The organism is Clostridioides sp. ES-S-0049-02 (genome assembly GCF_020658465.1).
In the GTDB taxonomy this organism is placed as follows: domain Bacteria; phylum Bacillota; class Clostridia; order Peptostreptococcales; family Peptostreptococcaceae; genus Clostridioides.
In genome coordinates this window covers 1,095,620-1,107,882 of record NZ_JACVWG010000001.1, presented here as the reverse complement: position 1 = coordinate 1,107,882, position 12,263 = coordinate 1,095,620, and the positions used below count along the sequence as shown (strand labels likewise).

General features: G+C 26.7%; 13 protein-coding genes. 6 read left to right on the top strand and 7 right to left on the bottom strand.

The window, feature by feature from the left end; genetic code table 11:
- Position 1: 1 nt before the first annotated feature.
- Positions 2–1,165 carry a MerR family transcriptional regulator gene (locus IC213_RS04970; protein ID WP_227483135.1) on the top strand — a complete coding sequence of 388 codons (1,164 nt, stop codon included), beginning with the start codon at positions 2–4 and terminating at the stop codon, positions 1,163–1,165.
- A gap of 55 nt (positions 1,166–1,220) precedes the next feature.
- Here the strand turns inward: IC213_RS04970 and IC213_RS04965 are convergent, their stop codons facing one another.
- The 5 genes from IC213_RS04965 to IC213_RS04945 all read right to left on the bottom strand — a co-directional run bounded on the left by IC213_RS04965 (position 1,221) and on the right by IC213_RS04945 (position 4,976).
- Positions 1,221–1,601 (bottom strand): DUF4363 family protein, encoded by a 381-nt coding sequence (locus IC213_RS04965; RefSeq protein ID WP_227435961.1) that lies wholly within the window; start codon positions 1,599–1,601, stop codon positions 1,221–1,223.
- Positions 1,602–1,603: 2 nt separating this feature from the next.
- Complete coding sequence (locus IC213_RS04960; protein WP_227435963.1) at positions 1,604–2,263, bottom strand: DUF421 domain-containing protein; 660 nt, start codon at positions 2,261–2,263, stop codon at positions 1,604–1,606.
- A gap of 107 nt (positions 2,264–2,370) precedes the next feature.
- On the bottom strand, positions 2,371–3,342 hold the full coding sequence (locus IC213_RS04955; protein WP_227823857.1) for a 3'-5' exonuclease: 972 nt from the start codon (positions 3,340–3,342) through the stop codon (positions 2,371–2,373).
- A 40-nt stretch (positions 3,343–3,382) separates the two neighbouring features.
- Positions 3,383–3,733, bottom strand: a complete 351-nt coding sequence (locus tag IC213_RS04950; protein WP_227435968.1) for a hypothetical protein — start codon at positions 3,731–3,733, stop codon at positions 3,383–3,385.
- A 286-nt stretch (positions 3,734–4,019) separates the two neighbouring features.
- Positions 4,020–4,976, bottom strand: coding sequence for an L-threonine 3-dehydrogenase (locus tag IC213_RS04945; protein WP_227823858.1), 957 nt, complete (start codon positions 4,974–4,976; stop codon positions 4,020–4,022).
- A 439-nt stretch (positions 4,977–5,415) separates the two neighbouring features.
- Between IC213_RS04945 and IC213_RS04940 the strand changes: the two genes are divergently transcribed.
- The 4 genes from IC213_RS04940 (at position 5,416) to IC213_RS04925 (ending at position 7,429) form a co-directional block, all read left to right on the top strand.
- Positions 5,416–5,586 carry a hypothetical protein gene (locus IC213_RS04940; protein WP_227435972.1) on the top strand — a complete coding sequence of 57 codons (171 nt, stop codon included), beginning with the start codon at positions 5,416–5,418 and terminating at the stop codon, positions 5,584–5,586.
- A gap of 441 nt (positions 5,587–6,027) precedes the next feature.
- Positions 6,028–6,396: a C-GCAxxG-C-C family (seleno)protein gene (locus tag IC213_RS04935; protein WP_227435975.1), complete on the top strand. Its 369-nt coding sequence runs from the start codon at positions 6,028–6,030 to the stop codon at positions 6,394–6,396.
- A gap of 418 nt (positions 6,397–6,814) precedes the next feature.
- A complete protein-coding gene (locus IC213_RS04930) occupies positions 6,815–7,060 on the top strand; it encodes a hypothetical protein (protein ID WP_227435977.1) in 246 nt (81 codons plus the stop codon).
- Positions 7,061–7,165: 105 nt separating this feature from the next.
- Positions 7,166–7,429, top strand: a complete 264-nt coding sequence (locus IC213_RS04925; RefSeq protein ID WP_227435979.1) for a DUF1883 domain-containing protein — start codon at positions 7,166–7,168, stop codon at positions 7,427–7,429.
- A gap of 283 nt (positions 7,430–7,712) precedes the next feature.
- On the opposite strand, the gene IC213_RS04920 is transcribed toward IC213_RS04925, so the two are convergent.
- Positions 7,713–8,660 (bottom strand): 4Fe-4S dicluster domain-containing protein, encoded by a 948-nt coding sequence (locus IC213_RS04920; protein WP_227483132.1) that lies wholly within the window; start codon positions 8,658–8,660, stop codon positions 7,713–7,715.
- Positions 8,661–8,662: 2 nt separating this feature from the next.
- On the bottom strand, positions 8,663–10,294 hold the full coding sequence (locus tag IC213_RS04915) for an FAD-dependent oxidoreductase (protein ID WP_227483131.1): 1,632 nt from the start codon (positions 10,292–10,294) through the stop codon (positions 8,663–8,665).
- A gap of 127 nt (positions 10,295–10,421) precedes the next feature.
- Here IC213_RS04915 and IC213_RS04910 point away from each other — a divergent pair, with 127 nt between their 5' ends.
- Positions 10,422–11,327: a LysR family transcriptional regulator gene (locus IC213_RS04910; RefSeq protein ID WP_227830997.1), complete on the top strand. Its 906-nt coding sequence runs from the start codon at positions 10,422–10,424 to the stop codon at positions 11,325–11,327.
- Positions 11,328–12,263: the final 936 nt, after the last annotated feature.

Below are 12,263 nucleotides of genomic sequence, written 5' to 3'. Positions count from 1 at the left end.
AATGAGAACAGTAAAACAAGTTTCAGATTTGACAGGAATAAGTGTGCGCACATTACATTACTATGACGAGATAGGTTTATTAAAACCAAGTGAAATTACAGAAGCAGGGTACAGGTTTTATGATGATGAAGCTATTAAAACGCTTCAACAAATTTTATTTTTTAAAGAGCTTGAGATACCTTTAAAAGAAGTTAAAGATATAATGTTAAGCCCATACTTTGATAAAATGCATGCTCTAGAAAGTCAAAGAAAGCTACTTATTATAAAACGTAAAAGATTGGATAGTCTAATAGAAATTATAGACAAAACGTTAAAAGGAGAAAATGTAGTAAACTTCAAAGAATTTGATATGAGTGAATATTTTAAAGTATTAGAGGAATTTAAAATAGAGCATGAAGATAAAGTAATTAAAATTTATGGTAGTGTAGAGAAATATAATGAACATATTGAGAAGTTTAAATCTAAAGAAGATGAAATTGCTAAAATGGCTATAAAAATATATGGAAGTATTGAGAAATATTCTGAGGCTATAAAGAAAAATTTTAATAGTGATATATTGACTTTAGCAGAACAATTTGATGAATTTAAAAAAGACTGTTTGGAAGATAATCATCCAAAATTAAGTGAACTATATAAAATACTTGTAGCAGATTTAAATAAAAATCCTTTATCAAAGGAACTTCAAAAAATTGCTAAAGAGATAACAGATACATCTAAGAAAGATTATGAACTTTTTAATATGGAGTATGGAGATGATAATTGGTATAGCATGGTGCAAAATTATTTACTAAATCCTATATGGATAAAAGAAGTTGATAAAAAGTATGGTAATGGAGCGTGTAAATTTATTGGAGAAGTTTTGAAGAGTTATTTAGGTAATAAACAACCCAAAATAAACATATTATATGAAAAGCTTGTGGCAGACTTAAGTAAAAATCCTTCTTCAGAAGAGATTCAAGATATTGTTGGAGATATAGTATATGAAACTAACCGAATGAATGAATTTTACAAGATAGATGAAGGAGAGAATTATTTAGATTATTTGTCAGAACTTTATTTACAAAATTCTAGCTATATACAGGTGACTGATAAGAAATATGGTAAAGGAGCATCCAAATTCATTGGAGAAGCTCTAAAAATTTATTCTGATAGTAGTAAATTGTAAATAAACAAATAAGGATATAGAATCATTACTTTATCTATATCCTTACTTGTGACTGTTAAAATATATAATTTATATCAAACTTAACACTTTCAACAATATTTCCTAAATATGTTTTTATGCTTTCAACTTCTTCTAAGGATTTTAATTTATTTTCAGTATAAATTGCTTTATCAAGAATATTAAATTTTAGACCTATTTCGTCAAAGTATTCATGATTTAAAACTTTATACCAATGATTTCTTTCTTTAGACCATCTAGTAGATATAGAATCAGCTTCTTTTTGAGCTTTTTCCCATTCTTCATTTTCTATAGATTTCTCTAATATAGACATATTGTTTTTGTAATCTTCCGTAAAATCATATAGTTTATTATTAACATAAAATCCAAATAGCATAAATAAAACAGCCCATAGTATAACAAATGTTGTAGATTTCAATATTAATCACCCTTCTTATTTTGAATAAATATTTTGTCATTTTCATCTAAAACACAAATAAGAACATCTTTAAAAGTTTCTATGTGGTTAGACTTTAAGATACCCATTAACCAGTTAGTATCTTTTTCAGCCATATCAAGATTTTTATTTATTATTTTACCATCCAAAATAAGTGGAATTGGTAAATGGTTAAAAGCTCTTGGAGGAGTACTATTATAACTTGATGCTGGAACCACACTTAAATTACCATCAGTCTCTAAAATAGCATATTGTACATCTTTTATGTTGAAGTAACCTTGAATTCTCAATTGTTCTAACAACTCATCTATACTAACTCTTTCTTTTTTAAGTTCATTATATACAATCTTTCCTTTGTCAATTAAGACAGAAGGTTTACCTGATAAAAATGAACTTAATTTTCTGCTTTTTAAGGATAAAAATGAAATTAGAGTCTGCATAATTACAAGGCCAGTTATTGCTGCAACACCATTTATAATTGGTATATTATTATTTTCCATTGGGACGGATGCAACTTCTGCAATTAAAAGTGTTATGACCAAATCAAAACAGTTCATTTCAGCGATTTCACCTTTTCCCATGACTCTAAGTGCAATCAACACTGTTATGTATAATATAATACTTCTTATTAATACCACTGTCATATCTATCAATTACTCCTTTAAAAAATATTTATACTAAGTTAGTATATCCTATATAAAAAAAATAATTCAGATTATAAAAAATACCTTAAACAATTGAATTCAATCATTTAAGGTACTCTTGATAATCTCAATATTAAATTTTTTATGGATTTTCTATTACTTTTATTTATCTTAACTACAGATTCAACAAAATTATTTTTATCACCTAATTTCAATACAAAATCAGGATATTCTTCAAATTCATTGAGCTTTATTAATTTAAAAGAAGAAGATAAGTTTTTGAAGTTGATAATTTTAGAATTATTTACTAATACACTTCTTTTTTTAAAATAAATGTCTTTTTTACTTATATTTAATATATTGAATATTTGTTTAAGATACATTATTATATCTTCTGGAGTCTTATCAAATTTAAGTTCAAAATTTTCATCCTCAAAATAGGGAATATAATATAAAGGATTTTTAATAGGAGGCAGTTTATTGTATAATTCTTCAAGTGTATTAGTATCTTTAGGATAGTTAAGGTAAAAGCATTTACATACATTCATTAAATCCAGAGCATCTGAAAGTGAATTATGTTTAATTTCTCCCTCTACAGAAAAAATCTTTTTCATATTTAGTAAAGATAGTTGCTTAGATAAGACTCTATTTTTATATGTAATATGCTGAGATATAAAAGGTTGAATATCAATCATCATATTGAATAACTCTAAGCATGTACCCGCATATTTATATACTCTAAAGGAATTTAGAAGACCAGCAATATCAAAATCACCCCAATTATATATTGTAACATCGCTAAATTTTTTAAACCATTTGAAAAAATCATCCATAACATATAAAAGATTAGGAGCATTATTAATTTCTAACTGGTTTAATTTAGTGAGTTTTTTACACTTAAATGAAAGTATTTCATTGTATTTTGGTTTAACTAAAGAATAATAATCATCAACTATATTAAAGTCATTATCTACCAAAACACAACCTATTGAAATCAATTCAGCTCCACTATATTCTAGCTTGTATTTATTATCATCTAATATATTAAATTCAAAGTCTATAAATAACTTGTATTTCATAAATTAAAAGCACATCCTCATAGATATTTATTTAATGAGATTAAGCGTCATAAGAATCAATTGATATAATGATTCTGAACATCAAAGGCTCATTACAACTTTTATTTATTTCGTAATTTAAATCAAAGGAATCTTTTAAGATAGAATTTATAAGTATTCTTTCCCAACCTATTTTTAGATTAACTTTAGCTTCTAACAATTTAGTTTCTATCTTTTTAAATATTTCTATATTCGCGGGTATTATACTGAGTTCAATATTACTTTTAAATGGGTTAGATTTTAAATCAGTTATAAGAATGTTCTTTAATTCTTCTGTAAGTTCAGAGATTAAATTATTGCCTATATATTCTTTAATTATTTCTTCTCTAATTTCTCTTAAATTTAGCAACATTAACACCTACTACTTGTATTATAATATGCAAAGTATAGTAAAATTTGATTAAGTTTTTTTATTATACTTGCAATAGTAGCTTTTTCCTTTCTGTTTATTTTTATATGATTAATCCATATTAGAAAACTACTAATATGCTTATAAAGAATAGTTTGTTGTATGTTAAAAATAAAAACTGTTAGTCTTTCAGAGAATAAAAGCTATGTAAAAGTGAAGATTATAAAATAGAATCATAAATATAAGATGTTTTATTCTCTGAATTTTTTGGTACTAAATTCTTAATTTGTTATTTGCCAATTCCTTTTTCTGATAATTTTTCTAGCATATCCTTAGTCATTTTATCTAAATCATAATTAGCTTTAAAACTCCATTCATTTACAGCACTGCTACTATCTAATGAATTAGGCCAAGAATCAGCTATACTTTGTCTTACAGGGTCTACATCATACTCTATTGTAAAATCGGGTATGTATTTTTTTATAGAATCAGCTATTTCTTCAGGAGCAAAACTCATAGCAGTGATATTAAAAGCATTTCTATGAATAAGTTTTTCAGCTGGAGCTTCTATTAAATCTACTATAGATTGAAGAGCATCAGGCATGTACATCATATCCATTTTTGTACCTTCTGCTATGTAAGACTTATATTTTTTATTTTTTAATGCTTCATAATATATGTCAACTGCATAGTCTGTAGTTCCACCACCAGGAGGAGTAACGTAAGAAATAAGACCAGGAAATCTAACTCCTCTAGTATCCACTCCAAATTTTGAATGATAATAATCACATAGTAATTCACCAGATACTTTAGTTACACCATACATAGTATTAGGTCTTTGTAGTGTATCTTGAGGAGTCATGTTTTTTGGAGAATTTTCACCAAATGCAGCTATTGAACTAGGTGTAAAAAACTTACAATTCAATTCTCTAGCTATTTCAAGACCATTTATCAATCCATCCATATTTAAATTCCAAGCTTCTAAAGGTTTACTTTCTGCAACTGCTGAAAGCAGAGAAGCTAGATGAATTATAGTATCCACATCATATTTTTTTGCGATTTCAAAGAATCGATTTTTATCTGTGACGTCTAATATTTCAAATATACCAGATTCACATACAGGATTTCCTTCTTTTGTTCTTCTTGAGCTAGCAATTACATTTTGTTCTCCATATTCATTTCTTAGCTTGAGTGTTAATTCTGAGCCTATTTGTCCTAATGCACCTGTTATAAGTATTTTTTTCAATTTGCTAACCTCCTTAGAGTTTAATTTGTGTATTATTGCTTATTTTTATTTTAGCAAATCTTTTGTTTAAATACAAAGAATTAAACTACTTAATGCATTACTTAATTTAATAAATTATAATAAATGTTTCAGAGTTTAATGTAATAAATATCAAAATTAAGTATATAGCATATAGGTAAGACATAGTAATAGTAACGTTTATATATTATTTATGAAATTGTTTTTAAAGATAGGTAAAGTACAAAGAGAGTCAAAGTGGACAGTGGATTAAGTTTAAAAAGTAATATTTATAAGATTACTTTTGTTTAAATTCTAAATTTATTCTAATGTACTTCACATATATTACATATATAAAGTTTAAAATTACTACAAAGATAAGCATTAAGTAAGATTAAAAATTAAATTAATTTGTATAAAAGTTTAAAGGAGATAAATTTATATGTTATATAGAGTTGATAGAGATAAAATATCTAATATTGGAATACTGGAATGTGCTACATTAATAAGAAAATTAGCACAAAAAATAGCTAAGGAAAAGGGCATAAAGGAACAAGAAGCATGGAATGATGCTGTTAGTGTATATAAACAAAAGTATAGGTATTTAGTTTAAAGAATAACTTTGATATATCCTTCCCATAAAATCTGAGAATAAAAATTATATGTTTTTATAAGCGTATTTCTTATTAAATTAAATCTTAATGAGGTATAAATATAGAGTATGTGACTAAGTCACAGAAATCAAAGTAAATTTAGGATATAATATTAAGATATAACAAAGATGTTTCTACAAATAAAAAAGTATCATAAGTATTGAACTGAGTATAAATGTTGTTTTTAGTTTAGTTGTAACTTATTGTAGTTTTTTGTTAAACGTTGTTTTGTAATATTTGAAGTATTAGACAATCAAATGAATAAAATTATGAATTTTTTGAAGTAAATACAATTCTAAGTTTATAGTCATAATAAATATTATATAAAAAGGTTAATAATATTTTATTTAGACACTATGAGAACACGTAAACTAAAATAAAAATTGAAAGGAAGTATAAAAATGACAAGACCATCAATATATCATAGCCAAGGATACACTTGTGCAGAAGCATTAATAAAATCTTATAATGAAGAACATGAAACAGATATACCAATTTCAATAGGAAGTGGCATGGGAGTTGGAATTACTGTAGGGAGTGTCTGTGGAGCTGTAAATGCAGCAGTTGTTATAATAGGATATTTAAATGGACGAAATAATAACTTAGATGAAAATATGGCAAGAAAGTATTCAAGAGAATTAATGAATAAAGTAAGGGCTAAATACAGTACAGAAATATGTGCTTCATTGAAAAAAAATAAAGTAAGCTGTGGTGAAATAATAAATTTCACATATGATGCCTTAAATGATATACTAGAAGATCAAAAATAATCTTGAAAAATGAGCATTTCCCATTTAGGGGAGTGCTATTTTTTATTAGATAAATAGTATTTTCTTTTAATATAATTTTTAAATCAATTTGATTATATTTTAGCCAATATAATTTAATATAGAAAATATTAATTGACAAGAAAAAATATACTATGCTAAATAAAAATAAATTATTTAACATAAAGAGAGTAGATATAATTATGTCTATAAGATTGTAGAAACTAATAAAAAAATATATTAATTATAAAGAAATATATAAGAAAATAAAAGAGTTAATGAATATAATATAAAGTAAAAAAGTATAAAATTATATAATACTCTTATAAAATAAAGAAAAAATAGAAATTTCCTATAAAATACATAGATTATGACATAATATGGTATAATTAGTAAAAATATAGAGATTGGAGGAATTAATTTGTTTATAGAGGAAGAATTAGAAGGATATATAATAAAATGTAAAATATCTGAAGACTTTAAAGATAGACCTGAATATAGTGATGAAGAATTTTATGTTACAATCTATAAAGATGAAAGTTCTGACTCTGGGTATTATGCTTTGTTAGAAAATAAGGATGAAAAAGTAACATGGGATGGAAAAGTTGTTGCTAATAATATTTTAAATAGACTTTGGGTTGTAGTAGATAAGGTTAGAGCTGGTTAATCATGTAATTATATAGTATTTATGATATTTTAAATAAATTTTCAGATATAGAGGACTAATATGTAATAAATAAGAAAAGTTATTCAATTGTGGAGGGTTAATTAAATGGAATATAGTTATAGTAAGATGCATCTGCAAAAAGGGGATATTGTAGAAGTAAACTTGGAGAAACAAGCTAATGTGATATTATTAGATCATATAAATTATGTTAAATTTAAAAATCAAAGAAACTATGATTATTATGGTGGATTTGCTAAGAAAACTCTATGTAGAATGAAAGTTCCTAATACAGGAACTTGGTATTTGGTTGTAAATGAAAATGGAAATAGTGGTATAGTAAACTTTTCAATTAATACAATTCAAAATTAATTTAATACTAAAAGACTTGGATTAATATCTAGGTCTTTTTATTGTATCATGGTTTATATATAAAATTATCTTAATAAATATTAAAAAGAGTGTTGATATATAATTAGAATAAAATAAGTATACAGTTTTGATAAAGAAAGGATTTATAAAGATGCATTAAAAATTTATCTTTATAAATCCTTTGTGTCTATATCTATCTGGCATATGATTACTATATTATTTTTATATAGATTATTTATATACGCTAAATATACTCTTAAAATTTAAATTAAAAATACTCTTATTAACACTGAGCTCCACCTTTAAGATGTAAAGGAGCATCAAGTATAGCTTGCTTTCTTTCCAATACAGAATCTGATAAAAGCATTTCTATAAATTTATCAACACCAATTCGATCAATCGTAATTCCAAAGCGTTCACCTGTTTTACCTTGTTCTCTAAATAAAAGAAGAGTTTTTTCAATTAAAGTCATAAGTTCTTCTTTTGAAAATAGTTTATCAATTTGTGTTCCAGGGCGAACAGATTTGCCCCATTTTCCTCCTATGTATATTTTGTAGCCAGATTCTTTTTCTTCAATACTATCAAAATTACAACTTTCTATACATTTACCACAGTTATTGCACAAATTATTATCTATTTCAAGCTTTCCTTTATTTGTTAATTTAGCGGCTTTGACAGGACAGACTTCCATAACAGAACATTTTTTGCATCCAACACATATTTCAGGGTCATAATCAGGTACACGTTGACCAACAATTCCAAGGTCATTTAAGTCAGGTTTAATACAATTATTAGGGCATCCACCAACACCGATTTTAAATTTATGAGGTAACTTTACATCGTACCATCCTTTATAAAACTCTTGATGAATTTCAGCAGCTAGTGCTTGTGTATCAATCAATCCATGAACACAAACAGTTCCCTTACATGCTACAACAGGACGAACTCTTGAACCTGTTCCACCTGTGATTAAATTTTCACTGGCAATGAATTCACTTAAAGCTTCAATATCTTCAAATTTTACACCAGGTAATTCTACTGTTAATCTAGTAGTAAATGCTACTTGACCATTTCCAAATTTTTCAGCAGCCTCAGCAATCTTTTTCGTTTGTGAGGTATTGATTACTCCATTTACAGTTATTATACGTGCAGCAAAATGTTCTCCATCTCTACTTGGTAAAAAGCCTCTACCTTTTAATTCCTTTTTTTGTTCTGTTGTAATCTTATTCATAATTAATCCTCCATTGCTTTAAGATTTGGATAAAATAGTATTCCACCTTCAAGGACTTTTGTATTTGTATAACCAAATCGTCTTAAACGATTTTGAGCCATGTAGCTGTTTTTACCTTTTGCACATAGAAGAAGAATCTTTTCATCTTTAGAAAGACCTTCAATTTCTCCATTAATTTCACCAACAGGTAAATAACGTAGGTTAGGAATAGAAGGGGCTTTTGAAACATCAAGTTTAGTCCAGCTATCAAAATCTTCAATTTCATCAAGTAAAACACTATCGAGTTCTCCATCAAGTTTATTTTGTAACACGTTTACTGCCACTACAAAAGGATGAATAGCTGTTGAGAAAGGTGGTGCATATGCAAGGTCCATACTTTCTAATGAATAAAGGTCTGCTCCCAAAGTTATTGCAGTGGCAGCTATATCTACTATCTTATCAGTTGCACCAGGGCCCATAACTTGAACACCTAATAACTTTCTAGTATGTTTTTCAGCAACCATTCTTATTATAAAATTAGATGCATCAGGATAATAGTGAGCCTTATCATCAGTAGCTATAGTAACAGAACAAACATCATAACCTTCTTTTTTAGCTGACTCTTTACTTAAACCTGTTTTTCCTACATTAAGTTCTGGCAATTTGACTACAGTTGTTCCAAGAACTCCTTTATAAGTTTTAGATTTTCCAGCTATATTTTGAGCACAAATTCTACCTTCATGATTTGCAGATGAACCCATAGGTGACCATGTAGGTTTATTTGTCAAAGCATTTTTTACACAAGCACAATCTCCAACTACATATATATTTTCATCAGCTGTAAGCATAAATTCATCAGCTATAAGTGTTTTGTTTGGAGCAAATTCTAAATCTGTATCATTTAAAAAGGCTGTATTAGGATGAATTCCAACTGACATAACCACTAAATCTGTTTTAATAACTCTATTTTTGGTACGAAGTTTTTCTACTTTATTTTCACCTTCAATTCCTATAACTTGGTCGCCTGTGAAAATCATAATACCTTTATCAGCTAGGTGATTTTCAACATATTCAGCGAAATCGGTATCAAATCCAGGCATAACATGTTCGGCCATGTCAATAACACTTACACGTATACCCATAGCAGAAAGATTTTCAGCAATTTCAAGACCAATAAAGCCTCCACCAATGACAACAGCTCTCTTGACTCCATTTTCGACAGTATCTCTTAATGCTATTGCATCATTTGGAGTACGCATGAAGAATACTCCAGATAAATCGATTCCAGGTATTGGTGGTTTTATTGGGTCTGCTCCTGTGGCAATTACAAGTTTATCATAACTAATAGTTTCTTCTTCTCCTGTTGAAATTCTTTTCAAAACTACTTGTTTTGATTTTCTATCAATAGATGTAACTTCAACTCCACATCGAACTTCTGCTCCTGTTAGTTTAGAAAAGCTCTCAGGTGTATTTACAATTAGAGATGATTTATCTTCAATAACCTTACCAACATAATATGGTAAGCCACAGCCTGCATAAGAAATATGTTCGCCTTTATTGAGGATTGTAACAGAACAATTGTCACCCATTTCACGTTTTATTTTTGCAGCAGTTTTTGTTCCAGCAGCAACTCCACCTATAATTAATACTTTCACAATATCACACTCCAATCCTTTTTATAACTCTATGCTAAAATTATAGTTCTTGACAATGTATTTGTAAAATACTAAAATGTTAATAAAATCATAAGTATTTACTAATATTTGGTAAGGTCGTGATAATATGACTATTCGTAGCCTTGAGATATTTGTAAGGGTTGCTGAATGTGGCAAAATGAGTGAAGTTGCAAGAAATATGTATATTACACAGTCGTCAGTTAGTCAAGCTATTTCGGAAATAGAAAGAGAGTATGGAGTTAAATTATTTGATAGAATTTCAAAAAAACTATACCTAACTGAAGCAGGAAAAAAGCTTCTAGGATATGGAAAGCATCTTTTATCTATAAATGAAGAGATGATTGATTGTATGAAACATTGTGCTAAAAATATTAGAATAAGAGTTGGAGCAACAGTAACTGTTGGTACTTGTGTGATAAGCCCAATAATATTAGAGTTATATAAAAGAAACCCTTTAGTGGAACCTGAAGTGTTTGTTGAAGATACAAGTCTAATTGTAAAAAAATTACTTAATAGTGAATTAGATATTGCAATTGTAGAAGGAAAGATTAATCATCCAGATATTGTGATAAAAAGCATTATTAAGGACCACCTTGTACTTGTATGTTCCAATAAGCATAAATTTTACAATCGAGATTCAGTAAAAGTTTCAGAACTTTCAAACCAGCCATTAATTATGCGTGAACTGGGAAGTGGAACAAGAGCGCAATTAGAAAATCAATTGAAAGAATTAAAAATACCAATGAATATTAGATGGTCATGTTATAACTCTGAAGCTATTCTAAGAGCAGTTACAGATAATTTTGGTATTGCTGTTATATCTGAACTTCTTGTTGAAGATTACGTAAAGAAAAATCTTTTATGGTCTTGTGATATTGAAGGCATTGACTTATGCAGGACATTTGATATTGCATATCATAAAAATAAGTTTTTTACTGAGAATATAGCATCATTTTTTGATATTTCAGTAGAGTTTGGGAAAAAAGAAATGAGAAAAAAGATTAGTAGGTAGCAACTAAGTATAGTTGTTACCTTCTTTTTCATATCTAAAGTATATTCATAACTACAAAGTTTTGAATTTAGAAGTTGAGTGGTTATTATGTCATATTTATTGTTTTACTATTTTTTATTTGCAGCAACTAAATAAATAACTTCATAAGAGGGCTAAACCAAAATGCTAGTAAAGTGTAAAGACTAGTATTTAAAGTATTTTTAGTCGAAACTCTATTACAAGCGATTAATAGTATTATAGACAAAATATGAGCAATAATTTCTAATATGTTTGAACTAAAGTCTTTAAAAAAGACTAAAAAAGAAAAAATATAAGAGATACTCATACATATAAAAAAACAATAATTCAGTATTTTAAATTTTAATAGTTGTTTTTTATTATCATTGATTGTCATAAGTATTCCTAAAATTATAGACAGAATGATAAATGTGTTTGATTCTTGCAAATAAGAAAAGACAGTCATAAATTTATTCTCCTAATATTAACTATAAATTGTAAAAAAATAATCTAAATACCTAATAATTGAATAACCAATGAAATATGTAAATAAATAAAAAAGAAACTTTTTAAATCCATTTAATTTGAAACTTTTTTCTATCTTTTGACAAATGGAATTTATCAGAATGAAAACAAAAATCGCAATTAAAAAAGTTATTAAATACTTTAACATAGGATAATAGTCCATAAATAATTACCTCATAAATTAGTATAACTCTAGAGTAATATGAGTTGTTAATAATAGCAATAAATTTTGCAGAACTGTAAATAAATTGAAATAAATTATTCAAAAGGAAAAGGAGATATGGATTATGGATGAAAATTTAAGTAAAGAAATCAAAATGCTATGAACTATAGAAGTAGAAAAAATAAGATTATTAAATAATTCAGTTATCAATAGTAAGATTATTAATATGTTATATCTCAAAATAAAGGAAT

What these genes read in the sequence shown, in the direction of transcription:
- IC213_RS04970 (WP_227483135.1), top strand. Translation starts at nt 2, where the DNA reads ATGAGAACAGTAAAACAAGTTTCAGATTTGACAGGAATAAGTGTGCGC.
- IC213_RS04960 (WP_227435963.1), bottom strand. Translation starts at nt 2,263, where the DNA reads ATGACAGTGGTATTAATAAGAAGTATTATATTATACATAACAGTGTTG.
- IC213_RS04955 (WP_227823857.1), bottom strand. Translation starts at nt 3,342, where the DNA reads ATGAAATACAAGTTATTTATAGACTTTGAATTTAATATATTAGATGAT.
- IC213_RS04950 (WP_227435968.1), bottom strand. Translation starts at nt 3,733, where the DNA reads ATGTTGCTAAATTTAAGAGAAATTAGAGAAGAAATAATTAAAGAATAT.
- IC213_RS04940 (WP_227435972.1), top strand. Translation starts at nt 5,416, where the DNA reads ATGTTATATAGAGTTGATAGAGATAAAATATCTAATATTGGAATACTG.
- IC213_RS04935 (WP_227435975.1), top strand. Translation starts at nt 6,028, where the DNA reads ATGACAAGACCATCAATATATCATAGCCAAGGATACACTTGTGCAGAA.
- IC213_RS04925 (WP_227435979.1), top strand. Translation starts at nt 7,166, where the DNA reads ATGGAATATAGTTATAGTAAGATGCATCTGCAAAAAGGGGATATTGTA.
- IC213_RS04920 (WP_227483132.1), bottom strand. Translation starts at nt 8,660, where the DNA reads ATGAATAAGATTACAACAGAACAAAAAAAGGAATTAAAAGGTAGAGGC.
- IC213_RS04910 (WP_227830997.1), top strand. Translation starts at nt 10,422, where the DNA reads ATGACTATTCGTAGCCTTGAGATATTTGTAAGGGTTGCTGAATGTGGC.